The organism is Nostoc punctiforme PCC 73102 (assembly GCF_000020025.1).
Classification (GTDB): Bacteria; Cyanobacteriota; Cyanobacteriia; order Cyanobacteriales; family Nostocaceae; genus Nostoc; species Nostoc punctiforme.
Genome location: NC_010628.1, coordinates 852,491 through 866,827 on the forward strand (window position 1 = coordinate 852,491; position 14,337 = coordinate 866,827).

Consider the following 14,337-nt stretch of genomic DNA (forward strand, 5'->3'; position numbering starts at 1 on the left):
TTACTATGAAACCTGTTCGTATCCGCCGCACTATCCTTGCATCGCAAGTACTTGAAGAAATAACTGATATCTGGTGTCAATGGCGTAGACAAAAACTGCCACTGTATTTATTCTTGGCAATGTGTTTCAACCTAGTGGTTGCACCTCTAGTCTATGCAGCTACTGGCGAACAACTTTCCCGCAGTCAATCTTGGGGATTGGGACTGTTAGGAATAGTGACGCTAGGGCTTTCTATCTATTTATTTTTTGTAATGTTTGTACCGGAGAAATTCTAATGAGTTTTGCACGTGAAGCTAGTAGAGCAGTTCGTTCTACCCTGGTACTTTGGGTTATTGGAGCGATTATTTATCCTTTTGGGATGATTGCCATTGGGCAGACTGTGTTTCCGTTTCAAGCTAATGGTAGTTTACTAAAAAATAGCGCAGGTCAAGTTGTGGGTTCTGCTTTGATTGGTCAACCTTTTACTAGCGATCGCTATTTTAACAGTCGTCCCAGTACCACTAGTTACAGCACAGCCGATCCCAAAAAGGACGATGGGGGAGTTTTGAAAACTGGGGTTTCTGGCGCTAGTAACTTGGCTCCCAGTAATCCCGCATTACTCGAACGCATCAAAGGTAAAGATGACCCAGATCCAAGTAAAAAAATTGAAGGCGATCTGACTCGTCTGAAAACAACAGGTGTACAGCCGACTGGCGATTTAATCTACACCTCTGGTTCTAGCCTTGACCCCCACATTACCCCCGAAGCTGCGATCGCACAAATTGCGCGAGTAAGCAAGGTACGAGGATTTCAGCCAAACCAACTAGAAACTTTGATTGCCCAAAACACAGATGGACGCTTTCTCGGCATCTTTGGTGAGTCTGGAGTTAATGTGTTGAAGCTGAATTTAGCTTTGGATCAGATTAAGAAATAAAGTTATGGGAAATAGTAGAGACGAGAAATTTTGCGTCTCTACTGTTCAGAATTATCTCAGACTCGTTTTTCATGATTAATATTGAAAGCCTCAATATCTCGTATTAATGAACAACGTAAGCAGTTACTATAATTGTTTACTAAGAACTCATCGAGAGTATTTTATGGGTTAGAAACCGAGTTTTTTCAACAAAATTTTTCCAAAATTATTGATGATGTCATTAGCCAATGTCATGGTTCTTTAAAAATATAGCCAACTCTAGTTCAAATTTGCTACTCTTACAAAGATAAAAAGGATTTACCGCAAATAAGAGTCAAAAATAAGAAGATAAAGTCAAAAAATGGCGCAAAATTGAGCGAAATTCCATCATAAACTCTTAATCTGGCAAACAAAGCATAAGCAAGTCTTTACGATTCTTCATCTGTAAAAATTTTGTCAGATATGGCTTAAATAACAGCAATCTGATAAGATTTCAAATTAAGTAGAATAACTGCTTGTTATCTTTTTCTTTAACCCATTAATTTCGGGTATTTTTTAGGAAAGGAAAATAAAAAATGTCTCATCTATTGTGGAAAACTCTGGTACTAAGTCCAGTAGTTTTGGGAGTGACGGTGTTGGTTTCCGCTAGGGCTATAGCTACCGAAGTAGCAGGCTCTTCTGAAGATATAAAGGCAAAAACTGCTCAGACAGAAGCACCAATATCTTCTGATGCTTCAACATTTATTCAAACAGAGCAACCAAAAGTTAATCAGCTATTGGTTGCCCAAAAGACTGATGATAATAAGGTTTTAGAAGAGGTTAACCGCTACAGCACTGAGGGTAAGAACCAAAATTCACTGTCTCAAGTTACATCAGTTTCTCAGTTTTCTGATGTACAGCCGACTGACTGGGCGTTCCAAGCTTTACAATCCCTGGTTGAACGCTACGGTTGTATTGCTGGATACCCAAATTCTACCTATCGTGGCAATCGGGCACTGACTCGTTATGAATTTGCCGCAGGTTTGAATGCTTGTTTAGATCGGGTTAATGAACTGATTGCCACAGCGACTGCTGACTTGGTGACAAAACAAGATTTGGCGACCCTCCAGCGTTTGCAAGAAGAATTCTCGGCAGAACTAGCAACTTTGCGTGGTCGAGTTGATGCTGTAGAAGCACGGACTGCTGAACTAGAAGCAAATCAGTTTTCTACTACAACCAAGCTTGTGGGTGAAGCTATTTTTGCCGTTAGTGATATTTTTGGCGGCAACACTGGCGATGCTAATAATACTGTTTTCCAGGATAGGGTACGTTTAGACCTGCAAACCAGCTTCACAGGTAAAGACGTTTTACACACCCGTCTTGCAGCCGGTAATGCACTAGCCTTTAATCAAGTGGATAATGCTGGTGTTCCTATCAATACTGCTGAAGGCACACAAACTTTTCAAATCGGTAGCAGTGTTAACAACAGTGTCAATATAGACTGGTTGGCATATTACGTACCCATAGGCCCAGTTGAAGCTTATTTTGCGGCTACCGGAGGTATTCATAGCGATTATGTTGCCACTAATAATCCTTACTTTGAGGACTTTGATGGTGGTAATGGTGCTTTGTCTACCTTTGCTTCTGAAAGTCCCATATATCGCATTGGTGGTGGTGCCGGTGCTGCATTGACTATACCTTTTAGTAGCGGTGGCAGCTTTTTCAAACCAAGTTCATTGACTGTTGGTTACTTGGCATCAAATGCTAATAATCCTGGAGCCAATCAAGGTTTGTTGGAGGGTAACTATGCGGCTCTTGGACAGTTGAACTTTAGTGTTGGCGATCGCTTGGCGATCGCTGCTACCTACGTTCATGGTTATCATGGTGCTGGAGGCGGTAATTTATTTGATCTAGGTGGTGGTTTGGCTAGTGCTAACCGCGTCGTAGGTACTAATCAAGCTAACACCCTAAGTACTCTCAGCGCATCTTCGAGTAATTCTTACGGTATAGAAGCAGCCTTCAGACCCAGCGACAAACTTTCAATTAGTGGCTTCGTTTCTTACCACGATATCTCCGGCTTTGGTGCTGGTGATGATTATGAAGCTTGGAGCTACGGTCTTGGGGTAGCGTTACCTGACTTCGGTAAAAAAGGTAACGTTTTAGGTATTTTTGCTGGTGCAGAACCATATTCGTTTAACCGACCAGGTTTTGTTGGTAATGATATCCCTTATCACTTTGAAGGCTTCTACAAGTATCGCGTGTCAGATAACATCTCAATTACCCCTGGTGTCATCTGGTTGACCTCGCCTGGTCAAAGCAGCGCTAACGACGATGCAATTATCGGTACTCTGAGAACAACTTTCACCTTTTAAAAGATTTGGCGATCGCAAGTCCAATCTAGGAAAAGGTTAAAAGGCAAGGGGGAAAGGTGAATTTAAATCCTTTCCCTCTAACCGAAAAGTTTTGTATTTGGGTTGAAATAGCGTTTTTACTGTCTGGAGTAATAGACAACTGGAAGAAATGCCAGGACAAATAGTTTACCAATCCAGATAAACCTTCAAATATCGGCCCGGAATACCATTTAAAATTACCTTATTCACCTCTATATGAAGATACTGGATGTCTCTTGACTTACTTAGTCTTGTAGAGTGCCAGACATAGCAGCAAATATGATTCGACATCCAGCTTAAGGGCTGTGATATTATGGGAGACTGCTGCATACATTTAGAAAAACTAGCAATTGAATCAATCATGGCCCTGACGCAACTGCGGAAACAAGAAATAATTTCCAATTACCAAGTTCACGAAACCGACACTGGTTCGGCTGATGTCCAAGTTGCCATGTTAACTGAGCGCATTAACCGCCTCAGCGAACATCTCCAGGCAAATAAAAAAGACCATTCTTCTCGACGGGGACTGTTGAAGCTAATTGGTCAGCGTAAGCGTCTTCTAGCCTACATATCGCAGGAAAGCCGTGAAAAGTATCAAGCTTTGATCGCTCGCCTCGGTATTCGTGGATAAGGACTACCGCTTATGTCTGCTGAAGAATCTGAACGCAGTCGCTTGCCCTTTGAACCAAACAAAAAGCGCCAAAAACCCGCAAAAACTCAAAGTAAACCAGCAGCACAGCCACAAGAATCTGGCAAACAGGCTGATAAAAAACTGACTTACACCAAACAAGAGATGGCTATTCCTCAAGTAGTCAGCCAGAGGATGATCCGACGGGTGGCTGGTTTCTGTGGCGTACCAACAGCTTTGGGCATTAGTGTCCTGGTTGTTAGCTATCTGCTTGCTATCTACTCCGACATCCAACTAGCTCCCATCGCCGTGTTATTGGTGAACATGGGATTATTTGGTTTGGGGGTCTTAGGCATAACTTATGGCGTTCTCTCTGCCTCTTGGGATGAAGAAAGAGTCGGAAGTTTGCTTGGTTTGGGTGAGTTCAACACCAATTGGGGACGAATGGTGACAGTTTGGCGCGAAACTCGCCAAAAAAACTCATAATTAATGGCGCTCAGGTATTAGGTAACTGCGGTATTGGGTAAATGAAGAAGTGAATGTTGAAGTTGAAATTTTATAACTTCAACATTGCTAATTAAAATTACATAATCTTTTTATACCTACATCCAGCTACCCAGTAGTAAAACTACTGACTGAGCGCTATAATTTTGTCTATTTATTTTGTAAATAAATTTTGTTTTTAACTATTCGTAATTAGGGCAATAGGCAACAATAAAGTTAGCCCATTTACAAAAAATTTTACTCCATTAATCAGGAAATTTCACATGATTATAGTAATGAAAACTGGTTCCCCAGAAGCGGAAATAAACCGCATTGATGAGGAACTAACTAGCTGGGGGCTAACTCCAGAAAAAATTGTTGGTCAACATAAAGTAGTTATTGGTCTTGTAGGTGAAACTGCTAGCTTAGATCCATTACAAATTCAGGAACTTAGCCCCTGGATTGAGCAGGTGTTACGGGTAGAGCAGCCTTACAAACGAGCCAGTCGCCAATACCGTCACGGTGAGGCTTCGGAAGTAGTAGTTAATACTCCTAATGGAGCAGTGGTATTTGGTGAACATCAGCCTTTGGTAGTCGTTGCCGGTCCTTGCTCAGTAGAAAATGAAGAAATGATTGTAGAGACGGCACGGCGCGTCAAGACAGCTGGAGCAAAATTTTTGCGCGGAGGGGCATATAAACCCCGAACTTCACCTTACGCCTTCCAAGGACACGGCGAGAGTGCTTTGGATTTATTAGCAAGGGCGCGGGAAGTTAGTGGGCTAGGTATTATTACAGAAGTGATGGATGCGGCTGACCTGGATAAAATTGTCGAAGTTGCTGACGTGATTCAGGTAGGAGCAAGAAATATGCAGAATTTCTCCTTGCTCAAAAAAGTGGGAGCGCAGCCGAAACCAGTTCTCTTGAAGCGGGGAATGGCGGCTACTATTGAAGATTGGTTGATGGCAGCCGAGTATGTTTTGGCATCTGGCAATTCCAATGTAATTTTGTGTGAAAGGGGAATACGCACCTTTGACCGCCAATATACGCGAAATACGCTGGATTTATCGGTAGTGCCAGTGTTGCGGAAACTGACTCACCTGCCAATTATGATTGACCCCAGCCACGGCGTAGGTTGGTCTGAGTTTGTGCCTTCAATGGCAATGGCTGCGATCGCAGCTGGCACAGATTCCCTGATGATAGAGGTTCACCCCAATCCTGCCAAAGCCTTATCCGACGGGCCCCAATCTCTCACACCAGACCGTTTCGATAACTTGATGCAAGAATTAGCAGTAATTGGTAAGGCAGTGGGACGTTGGCAGCAACCAGCTGTGGCTCTGGCTTAAAATTTAATTGCAACTTCTTGCTAGGCATAAATAAATAAATTAGGCGTTGCAGAACAGTGGGATGAATTGTGGCAAGCTCTTGAGGCAGGGGCTAGTAAGTCAAAAGGTAAAAGTAAAAAGTAAAAAGAAAAGAATTAAGAATTAAATTTCAAGACTTCATCAGTTCTCTTTTGCCTTTTGCCTTTTTACTTTTGACTTCATCTTGGGGAGGCAGAGGAAGCGGGGGGGGAATTTAAAAGTTGCCAAATCATCCGTAAATATGCAACTCCGGATTTTTTTGTATATTGTAATCATGCCTACCTGTTTATTGCAAATATGAAATAAATCCCCTTTAGAATATTTCTAAAGGGGATTTATTAACACAAACTAAAGCTATGAAAAAAGAACTCTGCAATCAATATTAATGGGTAATACTTTTTTGCAGTTGTAGACTTTTTTATCTATATATATAGCGAGCAGGTATCCACTGCTGACCACGATTTGTTCGCACCCAACGTCCAGGAACCAATATCCTCCTTCTCGCTTGAACAGGGGTATAAACCCTAACTGGCGCTGGTTTTTTGATTATTCTAACTGGAGTATGCCGCCTAACTGGTGGTCTGATTTGAGCATCAGCTTGGGAAGGGATAAAGGTAACAGCAATTGGTAAAATCAGTGCTGCGCTAGCAAGAATTCGCTTAATATTCATTGTCAAATCTTTCTTCTATGATTTAGACATCAAATAGATTAAATTCAATTCAAAGTTTTATCTATTTGATAACCAAATAATAGCACTTGAAATAGCTATTCACTAGTGAAAAAGGTAACTAGCTTAACCCTGACTAATGTCATGATTAAAAAAAATTAAAAATGGCTAGTCTATGAGTTTTGATAGAATATTTAGTCTCAGTATCTAATTTAAAAGTCAAAGATTTCGATGTTTATGGCAGTGCATAATCTATGGTTATTGCAACTCAACTTTGCCACCTGAAAAAAAAGGACGGGCACAATACCCATCCGAGAAAATTCCCTGTTAATCAATTGATAGTCAAACTTTTATTGCACTTGCGTGGGGAAAGCACCAGGTTGCACAGCTATGTTAAGATTCTGCCCATTGCGACGTAATTCCATACGTAAATCGCCCCCGATTTGGCTATTTTCTACTACCTTTTGGACACTGTTGGCATCTGTGACTGCTTGCCCGCCAAGCTTTTGGATAACATCACCAGCACGTATCCCTGCTTTAGCAGCTGGTGAATTTGGCACAACTTTTACAACTAATACACCTTTATCTTCATCCACACTCAAACCGCTATTGGGATCTGAGTTGATATTTTGTTTTAGCTGAGGTGTTAACCCCACCATTTGAATTCCCAGGTAAGGATGTTCTACTTTACCTGTAGCTATTATTTGACTGGAAATGCGTTGTGCTGTGTTGATGGGAATAGCAAAGCCTAATCCTTGTGCCCCTTGGATTATAGCTGTATTCATGGCAATTACTTGACCACGGGAATTTAGTAGGGGACCGCCGGAGTTACCGGGGTTAATAGCTGCATCAGTTTGAATATACTCTACTCGCTTATCAGCAGCGCCGATTAGATTGCTACTGCGTCCGGTAGCACTAATGATTCCGGTAGTTACTGTATTATCTAGTCCAAGGGGGTTGCCGATCGCGATCGCCCATTCTCCCGGTTGCAGTTGATCTGAGTTACCCAATGCTACTAACGGCAGATTATCCGCCTGAATTTTGATCACAGCAACATCGGTCAACTCGTCTTTTCCTAACACTTTTCCTTTAAAGCTACGCCCATCTTTGAGTGTTACTGTCACTGTATCAGCACCATCGACTACATGGGCGTTGGTAAGAATACGACCATCAGCACTAATAATAAAACCTGAACCAGTACCTCGTTCTACCCGATTCTGTTGTTCTGGCATTTGAGAGCCAAAGAAACGTTGGAAAAATGGATCGTTAAATTCATTTGGTATCTGACTTTTTACGGTTCGGGAAGAATCAATTCGTACTACAGCCGGCCCGACCTTTTGCACAACTTGGGTAACAAAGTTAGGATCTGTGGCAGCTGATAATGGAGGAGCGGCATTTACTCGACTCGCTGCCAAATTAGATGCACTCTCAGACACCTGCTGAGAATGTCCAGCCATGTAGCCACCTGCCAATGTCATACCTGATCCCAGCAGCACCAGCGATAGAGAGGCGGCAGCCTTTTTCCAGGGTGCTTGATTATGGTATTTGGTGTCAGCAGTGTTGGATAAAATGCTATTTGATGGGTGTTCTCCATCACGAGATTGGTTTTGCATTGCTGTCTGGAAGGATATTTAAAGGATATTTAGATGTATTACTAATGTAGATATGATTTGTGACAGTTTTGTTGCAGAGGTATTGCGTTGTTGTGAAAGCTTTGGTATTTTACTAAACCTTATTGGAATATACTCATTCGTAGGGTTACACAGTTGTCATGCTTGTCAACTTAGAGCCAGAGCGGTTTCTAACCAACAATTTTACGTTAAGTTGACTGCATGTTTTATACCATGTGTGAAGGAATGAAAATGCCACAGGGGAAAATCTTACTGAAACCTGGCACTTTATGGAAAAGTGTTAAAGAACGAACTGAACATGCTTTGCAATGTGGGGCGTTACTGTCGATTCCGACAGAATTTGAATTTATCGAACAGGATGGCATACGCTTTTTAGTGCGGATTTTGTCTAATCTGAATCGTAAAAAAGCAGCTAAGGAGAAACAGGAAAAACAATCTGTTGTCTCTGGTCAAGAATTTAATCCTTTTTTGCCTTATGAAGAGGATTTATTTGTGGCGGATATCTCTGATACTCATGTATGTATTTTAAATAAATATAATGTTGTCGATCGCCATCTGCTAATCATCACCCGTGCCTTCGAGGAACAGGAAAGTTTACTGACTCTGGAAGATTTTGCCGCTATGTGGGCGTGTTTAGCTGATTTCGATGGTTTAGCATTTTACAACAGTGGCAAAAGTGCAGGTGCTAGTCAGCGACACAAACACTTACAGTTAGTTCCACTACCACTTGTACCTTCAGGACCGCAGATACCTATTGAACCTCTACTGAAGGCAGGACAATTTCAGGAAGCGAACGTAACTTTAGCAAAACTTCCTTTTGTAAATGCTTTTGCGCCGCTAAATCCTGATTGGATGCGATCGCCATTTACAGCAGCCCAAGCAACACTAGAAGTTTATCGCAGTTTGCTAGGGGCTGTGGGTTTAGATGCAAAGCAATTGGGTGCTTACAATCTACTAGCGACACGAGAATGGATGTTGATCGTACCGCGATCGCAGGAGCATTTTGAGTCTATCTCTGTGAATTCATTAGGATTCGCTGGTACTTTGCTAGTGCGAAACGCAGCAGAAATGGAAATTCTCAAAGCCCAAGGGCCGATGACTATCCTCAAGAATGTTGCTATATCCTAATATTGATTAGTCATTTGTCCAATATTAAATTTGTGAAGCCTCTACTTGACGACTGTTAATTTTCTCTCTAGATCGAATAAGAAGCCGTGGATATATTCTTCAGTCCATTCGGCACCATAGAAGCGTTTAAACATCCCTCGTGCTGGGTCTTTTTCAGCCCGATATCGTAGATATCGCAGTTGGGCTTGCTTAATGGCTACTAAATTTTGGGAATCTGTTACAGCTTCTGCCTGCTCTACGAAATCTAGATAAGCTTTTAAATAGTCTTTGAAAGCGGCAAACACCTGAGTTTCTACTACAGCCGTTTCTTGGGGACGAGTCCACAGAAAAGCGGGAGAGAAAAAGGGCTGTGCTTCTTCTGGGAAATCTCCTCCCCAAGATAGATGCTGTTGATGGGCGTGGAAAATAGGCAGAATTGGTTCAGTATATTTTGCCTGATATGCTGAATCATCCCGAAATAGGGGCTGCATATCCAAAGCAATTAGGTGTCCTCCTGGTAATGTCACCAGATCCGCCCCAAAAAAGGGTAAATCGTAGTTGAGGTGGGGGAAAATCACAAAATTCAGCACTTGTAGCGAATTACCACCCTGGACATGAGCTGCACGAATTTGGCGCAATTTTGCGGTTTGAAAGGCGTAACTAGTGGTGACAACTTCTTCTTGATTTTTGCCCTTGCCCACAACAGCACTGTTGGACTCAAACCCAGTGGGGATGGGATAGGGTTCTAAATCCAAGCGCGATCGCATGTAGGCGATCGCATAATCGAGAAATGGCTGATACAGTGTCACGTCGCTTCGCTCCGAATTCATAATCCCAATGCCCAATGCCCAATGCCCAATTCCTGTTATCTTTTACTTGCACTAACTGCTAGAGGAACGGCATCTTCAAATAAGAACTCATGAAGAAAACGCTCCGCCCATTCATGACCAAAGTAACTGCTAAACAAACCAGATGCTGGATCTCGGTCTGCACTATATTGGTCATAGTCTTTTTGGGCTTTGACAATCCGTTGGATATCTTCTGGATCGTGAAGCGCTTGGGCATCTGCTAGCATTTGCCAATACAAGTTTAAATAATCTTGAAAAGCTTCAAAGACTCGCGTTGAAACTGTTTCAGCATCTGTTTTGGCAAACAAGAGGTACTTAGAAAAATACTGGTTGGCATCGTAAAACTTCATTTCTAAGTTTTGCGCCAAATCCGGGTATTTATTATGGAGATATTTTAGCGGAGCTATATATTTGTTTTGATAATCTTCATCCTGGAACAAAGGCTGAAAGTCAAGCACAATTAGATTTTTGACTTTGCCAAAGGATAAAAAATCAATCCCTAACAGAGGTAAATCGTAGTTATGACTAGGATAAACCACGCTGTTAAAAATTTGGGCGCTTTCCCCGGCATCAATATAGGTATAGCGAATTTTCCGCAACTCTTGAGATTGGTAACACCAACTGCGAATAGTTGCAGGGTTTCTGCCGCGATCGCTAACTTTGAATTCCAAACCAGGGGGAATGACCCTACTTTGTAAATCAAAGCGCTGAAATAGCTCTTTTTCTAAAAATTCCAGGAAAGGTTTATACATGGAACATGATTTGTTAACCCTTGCATGAAAATAAGTGATGGCAATCATACACGTCTCATTTATGAGAAACAAAGCAACATTCCTTAATGGGGATTGGGAATTGAGCATTGGGTATTCTTTCTTAATTCCCTATTCCCCATTCCCCATTCCCCATTCCCCATTCCCTACTAACGCCTAGCATGATTCTGAGCGATCATTTGCTCTAGCAGTTCTTGGGAAACACAGCGACGTTCAGAACAATAAGCCATTAAGTTGACACCGTTCATCATTCGCACGGTACTAACCCTGACACGAAAATCATCAGTAATAAACCAACAACGTTCTTGACCTTGGTTATTGTCATAGTCAGTATCAATCGTCAGCACTCCATCATCGGCAAACCGATACTGGCTGACAACGGGAATGCTCTCAACATAGCCTTGGTTACGGATCAGTTTTCCAGAACGCCTCGTTTCGTCGGGAATATCAACCAAAATGGCAGCATTATCATTAGGTAGCCTGGTGTCTAAGTTAGCCTGCCATGCAAAACTCGCACCGCCTGTTGCTTTAGTTGGGTCTATGCCTTGGTCTTTACAGACTTCTTGGACTTTAGGATCGTCCTTTTCCATGACTTTAACGATCAAATTCGACTGCCCAGACTCATCCGCCGCCGAGTCAAAATGGTGAACGGAACGTTCCGTAAACCATGTACCCTCACTTTTACGGAAGAAGTCGATCATTGACAAGGGCGGTATTAGATGCATCTGTTTTAAAACCTCTTTTTATCAAATTTTGCCGTTATTGAATACTGAGCAATGAGATGAAGTCCCAATTTCGCTAAAGTGTAGAATAACTCCAAAAGTTATATTTTTATCAACTGATGACAAATAGTGAAATTCAACTTATTACTAGCGATGCCTACGGCAACGGCTTTGCCGAACGCTCCAGTCCAACTCCAGAAATATTAAAAGCCCTCAAAGCCGGAATCCCTCTGGATTGGGTCGATTTGTACCAATTCAATCTCAAGGAAGTTGATTTACAACAAGCTAACTTGAGCAAAGCCAAGCTACTAGGAGCCGACCTCAGTGAGCTAGTCTTGAGTAATGCCGATTTGAGTGGCGCAGATTTGCGAGGCGCTAATCTGCAAGGAGCCGATTTGAGTGGGGCTAATTTGCAGGGAGCCTATTTAAACCGTGCGAACCTCCAACAAGCCAATCTCAGTGGCGCAAATTTGGAAGGAGCCAAATTGCAAGTAGCACGTTATGATGCACATACGAAATGGCCCCAAGAATATAACTACAAAGCTTCGGGAGCTGTAGGTCCGGGTGCTAATCTCAATGGTGCTTTTCTTAACACAGCTTCTTTACGAAATGCAGATTTACAAGGTGTTAATCTGCGTGGAGCCTACCTGAGTGGTGCTGACTTGACAGGAGCAAATTTGCAAGGTGCGGCTTTAAGTGGCGCTGATTTGACGAAAGCTTATTTGACTGGGGCTTGTTTGCGGAATGCTCGATTGACTGGAGCCGATTTGCGGGATGCAGACCTGCGAGCAACTGACCTCTGTGATGCAGAGATGGAGCATCTTCAAAGTATCGCTGGTGCAGATTTTACTTTAGCCCAAGGACTTACAGAAGCAACTAAAGCTATGCTTAAAAGCCGCCCATATTCAGAACTTGACGTTTGGAACGCTTACACTCGCACAACAACTCGTGAGAGTTTGAGTGCTTGATCGTGGCAATTTTAGATTTTAGATTTGGGATATCAATATCAAGTTCGCTTAATTACTTGATAATTCAAAACTCTCCGCGTCAGCCGTCATTAGAAGTACTTATCCGAATATGGTATGAGTGCAAGCCGTGCTCCTAGTGGGCTAAATAAATCTAAAATCCAAAATTTTTTTGTTCTGTTGTGACTTTACAACAGTTGCCAGTTCTTTTTTAAGAGTGCTAAAAACGTAGCGTATCCTTCAGAAAAACCCGGTGGATCGGGTAAAGCATATTGGGGAAATTCTTTATACGATCGCCAGGCTTCCGAAGCTTTATGTCGCAAATGTAAAGCAGATTCTGAGGAACCTGGTGGTCGCCAAGTCATTTGACCAGTTTGTATCTCAGTCACAAATGCCTCCTCATCTCGAAAAAGTTGATCTTTTCTTCCAGATTTTGGCAGATTACCCGGATATTTTGGTCAAATTTAAGGTAAAAAAACATTTTGCCTATTGTTGAAATAAATCTTATCACAAGATTCGGCACAAACCCACATCGCTATTGTGGCAACAAGTCTTCTAAAGCAGCTCCGACAACTCGGTGATCCTCATCCTGTCTAAGTTGGTTCAGGGCTGCTTTTGCTTCCGGCTCGTCAAAGCGCTTGAGGGCATAGCTAACTCGCACGCGCATCCGCCAAGATTCATCATTCACTAACGTTAGTATTTGGGATAGTGCCGCAGTATGTTGGCTAGAATCAGCTAGTAAACTGAGTCCATCAACAGAGGATTCCTGAACTGTGAAATCTTCATCTTTTAAACCTTGAACGCAGATATCGAATAGCTCTTCAGGACAATTCATTTCAGCGATCGCAGCTAAAATACTCCGCTTAACTAGCCAATGGTCATCTTGATAAAATGCCATAACTAGATGAGAAACTGCGACTCTACCAAATAGTGACAAAGAATTGGCCGCCTCAGCTCGCACGTTGGGGGTATCGTCAAATTTCATAATTTGCATCAAAGCAGCAAAGGATTCTGCTGATTGTTGATTACCCAAACCCCTGGTTACAAAAGAACGCACCAAAAATTCTGAGTCATGAAGTTTACTTGCTAAAAGAGGAACTGCAACTTCTGATTCATAATCATTGAGGGCTGCGATCGCCTTCAAACGAGAGTGAAAATCCGGGTTCTTCAGTTCAGTTTGGATTTGATCGATTTCCATAGGTGCATTTGGTAGAGCTATCTTTACTTTATTTTACAGATGTCAAAAAATAGCGATCGCATTTGGGAAGATTTAACGCAATACCCTAAACTCTTAACCAATGACTCAATTAAGCGAAACCGTCAAAGAATTAATCGCCAAAGCTAGAATTATTAGCTTTGCTGAGTGGGATAAGTCTCATACCAAAGCAGCGATCGCCATATTTCAAGCTGCGGATGATGCTTTTCGTTATCTGAGCGACGAAGATTTATTACAGATTCAAACCAAGTCATCCGATAATTCTGAGTTGATTCCTGTTGCTGTGTTGTTACGCGATCGCGCCGCCGAAATTGTTGATGAAGCTAGAGAGCAGGTTTTGACGACCTATCCTGAAATTATCCAGCCTGGAGGTGGTCTTTATCCACCTGAACGCGCCCAAGCTTGCTGGCGAGATTTTTGGCATTTTCTCCGTTGTATTACTTATGGCATAGCAGGTGGACACGCTGACTATACAAATCCCACAGGACTGCACTATATGAACTTACTCTATCAGGAATTACAAGTTCCATTAGATGCAATGCTCTTAGGTTTAAAAAGCATTAAAGCTGCTAGTTTGAAACGCTGTCCAGCCAATCAGCAAGAAATTCTTAATCCTTATTTTGACCATTTAATCACCCAACTGGATACTTTTCAAGTTCGGTAAGGTAAGTGAGCGTG

General features: G+C 42.2%; 16 protein-coding genes. 9 read left to right on the top strand and 7 right to left on the bottom strand.

Annotated features, from left to right (window positions below; all coding sequences use genetic code 11):
• Positions 1-5: 5 nt before the first annotated feature.
• The 6 genes from NPUN_RS03645 (at position 6) to aroF (ending at position 5,715) form a co-directional block, all read left to right on the top strand.
• Positions 6-275, top strand: a complete 270-nt coding sequence (locus NPUN_RS03645) for a potassium-transporting ATPase subunit F (RefSeq protein ID WP_012407497.1) — start codon at positions 6-8, stop codon at positions 273-275.
• On the top strand, positions 275-913 hold the full coding sequence (gene kdpC / locus NPUN_RS03650; protein ID WP_012407498.1) for a K(+)-transporting ATPase subunit C: 639 nt from the start codon (positions 275-277) through the stop codon (positions 911-913). Before NPUN_RS03645 ends, kdpC begins: the two co-directional genes overlap by 1 nt.
• 554 nt (positions 914-1,467) lie before the next feature.
• On the top strand, positions 1,468-3,243 hold the full coding sequence (locus tag NPUN_RS03655) for an iron uptake porin (RefSeq protein WP_012407499.1): 1,776 nt from the start codon (positions 1,468-1,470) through the stop codon (positions 3,241-3,243).
• A gap of 379 nt (positions 3,244-3,622) precedes the next feature.
• A complete protein-coding gene (gene rpsO / locus NPUN_RS03660; RefSeq protein WP_041565894.1) occupies positions 3,623-3,892 on the top strand; it encodes a 30S ribosomal protein S15 in 270 nt (89 codons plus the stop codon).
• Positions 3,893-3,904: 12 nt separating this feature from the next.
• Positions 3,905-4,375 (top strand): PAM68 family protein, encoded by a 471-nt coding sequence (locus tag NPUN_RS03665; RefSeq protein WP_012407501.1) that lies wholly within the window; start codon positions 3,905-3,907, stop codon positions 4,373-4,375.
• A 281-nt stretch (positions 4,376-4,656) separates the two neighbouring features.
• Complete coding sequence (gene aroF / locus NPUN_RS03670; protein WP_012407502.1) at positions 4,657-5,715, top strand: 3-deoxy-7-phosphoheptulonate synthase; 1,059 nt, start codon at positions 4,657-4,659, stop codon at positions 5,713-5,715.
• A gap of 436 nt (positions 5,716-6,151) precedes the next feature.
• Here the strand turns inward: aroF and NPUN_RS03675 are convergent, their stop codons facing one another.
• Together NPUN_RS03675 and NPUN_RS03680 are read right to left on the bottom strand one after the other, a co-directional pair.
• The gene (locus NPUN_RS03675) at positions 6,152-6,403 is read right to left on the bottom strand and encodes a hypothetical protein (protein ID WP_041565165.1); all 252 of its coding nucleotides are present in this window, start codon (positions 6,401-6,403) and stop codon (positions 6,152-6,154) included.
• Positions 6,404-6,750: 347 nt separating this feature from the next.
• Positions 6,751-8,013 carry an HhoA/HhoB/HtrA family serine endopeptidase gene (locus tag NPUN_RS03680; RefSeq protein ID WP_012407504.1) on the bottom strand — a complete coding sequence of 421 codons (1,263 nt, stop codon included), beginning with the start codon at positions 8,011-8,013 and terminating at the stop codon, positions 6,751-6,753.
• 249 nt (positions 8,014-8,262) lie between these two features.
• Between NPUN_RS03680 and NPUN_RS03685 the strand changes: the two genes are divergently transcribed.
• On the top strand, positions 8,263-9,159 hold the full coding sequence (locus NPUN_RS03685; protein WP_012407505.1) for an ATP adenylyltransferase family protein: 897 nt from the start codon (positions 8,263-8,265) through the stop codon (positions 9,157-9,159).
• A gap of 41 nt (positions 9,160-9,200) precedes the next feature.
• Here the strand turns inward: NPUN_RS03685 and NPUN_RS03690 are convergent, their stop codons facing one another.
• The 3 genes from NPUN_RS03690 to NPUN_RS03700 all read right to left on the bottom strand — a co-directional run bounded on the left by NPUN_RS03690 (position 9,201) and on the right by NPUN_RS03700 (position 11,481).
• Positions 9,201-9,968: a phycoerythrobilin:ferredoxin oxidoreductase gene (locus tag NPUN_RS03690; RefSeq protein WP_012407506.1), complete on the bottom strand. Its 768-nt coding sequence runs from the start codon at positions 9,966-9,968 to the stop codon at positions 9,201-9,203.
• Positions 9,969-10,003: 35 nt separating this feature from the next.
• Positions 10,004-10,738 (bottom strand): 15,16-dihydrobiliverdin:ferredoxin oxidoreductase, encoded by a 735-nt coding sequence (locus NPUN_RS03695; RefSeq protein ID WP_041565166.1) that lies wholly within the window; start codon positions 10,736-10,738, stop codon positions 10,004-10,006.
• A gap of 167 nt (positions 10,739-10,905) precedes the next feature.
• Complete coding sequence (locus NPUN_RS03700; RefSeq protein ID WP_012407508.1) at positions 10,906-11,481, bottom strand: phycobiliprotein lyase; 576 nt, start codon at positions 11,479-11,481, stop codon at positions 10,906-10,908.
• A 116-nt stretch (positions 11,482-11,597) separates the two neighbouring features.
• On the opposite strand from NPUN_RS03700, the gene NPUN_RS03705 reads away from it, so the two are divergent.
• Positions 11,598-12,446 (top strand): pentapeptide repeat-containing protein, encoded by an 849-nt coding sequence (locus tag NPUN_RS03705; RefSeq protein ID WP_012407509.1) that lies wholly within the window; start codon positions 11,598-11,600, stop codon positions 12,444-12,446.
• Positions 12,447-12,631: 185 nt separating this feature from the next.
• Here NPUN_RS03705 and NPUN_RS03710 read toward each other — a convergent pair whose 3' ends face one another.
• Complete coding sequence (locus tag NPUN_RS03710; protein ID WP_041565167.1) at positions 12,632-12,832, bottom strand: hypothetical protein; 201 nt, start codon at positions 12,830-12,832, stop codon at positions 12,632-12,634.
• A 146-nt stretch (positions 12,833-12,978) separates the two neighbouring features.
• On the bottom strand, positions 12,979-13,641 hold the full coding sequence (locus tag NPUN_RS03715) for a HEAT repeat domain-containing protein (protein ID WP_012407511.1): 663 nt from the start codon (positions 13,639-13,641) through the stop codon (positions 12,979-12,981).
• A 100-nt stretch (positions 13,642-13,741) separates the two neighbouring features.
• Here NPUN_RS03715 and NPUN_RS03720 point away from each other — a divergent pair, with 100 nt between their 5' ends.
• Positions 13,742-14,323: a globin family protein gene (locus tag NPUN_RS03720; RefSeq protein WP_012407512.1), complete on the top strand. Its 582-nt coding sequence runs from the start codon at positions 13,742-13,744 to the stop codon at positions 14,321-14,323.
• Positions 14,324-14,337 lie beyond the last annotated feature (14 nt).

Bases quoted from the DNA above. Each gene is read 5' to 3' on its own strand.
- NPUN_RS03690 (WP_012407506.1), bottom strand. From the start codon at position 9,968: ATGAATTCGGAGCGAAGCGACGTGACACTGTATCAGCCATTTCTCGAT.
- NPUN_RS03705 (WP_012407509.1), top strand. From the start codon at position 11,598: ATGACAAATAGTGAAATTCAACTTATTACTAGCGATGCCTACGGCAAC.
- NPUN_RS03695 (WP_041565166.1), bottom strand. From the start codon at position 10,738: ATGTATAAACCTTTCCTGGAATTTTTAGAAAAAGAGCTATTTCAGCGC.
- NPUN_RS03665 (WP_012407501.1), top strand. From the start codon at position 3,905: ATGTCTGCTGAAGAATCTGAACGCAGTCGCTTGCCCTTTGAACCAAAC.
- aroF (WP_012407502.1), top strand. From the start codon at position 4,657: ATGATTATAGTAATGAAAACTGGTTCCCCAGAAGCGGAAATAAACCGC.
- NPUN_RS03685 (WP_012407505.1), top strand. From the start codon at position 8,263: ATGCCACAGGGGAAAATCTTACTGAAACCTGGCACTTTATGGAAAAGT.
- NPUN_RS03675 (WP_041565165.1), bottom strand. From the start codon at position 6,403: ATGAATATTAAGCGAATTCTTGCTAGCGCAGCACTGATTTTACCAATT.
- NPUN_RS03680 (WP_012407504.1), bottom strand. From the start codon at position 8,013: ATGCAAAACCAATCTCGTGATGGAGAACACCCATCAAATAGCATTTTA.
- NPUN_RS03720 (WP_012407512.1), top strand. From the start codon at position 13,742: ATGACTCAATTAAGCGAAACCGTCAAAGAATTAATCGCCAAAGCTAGA.
- kdpC (WP_012407498.1), top strand. From the start codon at position 275: ATGAGTTTTGCACGTGAAGCTAGTAGAGCAGTTCGTTCTACCCTGGTA.
- NPUN_RS03655 (WP_012407499.1), top strand. From the start codon at position 1,468: ATGTCTCATCTATTGTGGAAAACTCTGGTACTAAGTCCAGTAGTTTTG.
- NPUN_RS03645 (WP_012407497.1), top strand. From the start codon at position 6: ATGAAACCTGTTCGTATCCGCCGCACTATCCTTGCATCGCAAGTACTT.
- NPUN_RS03715 (WP_012407511.1), bottom strand. From the start codon at position 13,641: ATGGAAATCGATCAAATCCAAACTGAACTGAAGAACCCGGATTTTCAC.
- NPUN_RS03700 (WP_012407508.1), bottom strand. From the start codon at position 11,481: ATGCATCTAATACCGCCCTTGTCAATGATCGACTTCTTCCGTAAAAGT.
- rpsO (WP_041565894.1), top strand. From the start codon at position 3,623: ATGGCCCTGACGCAACTGCGGAAACAAGAAATAATTTCCAATTACCAA.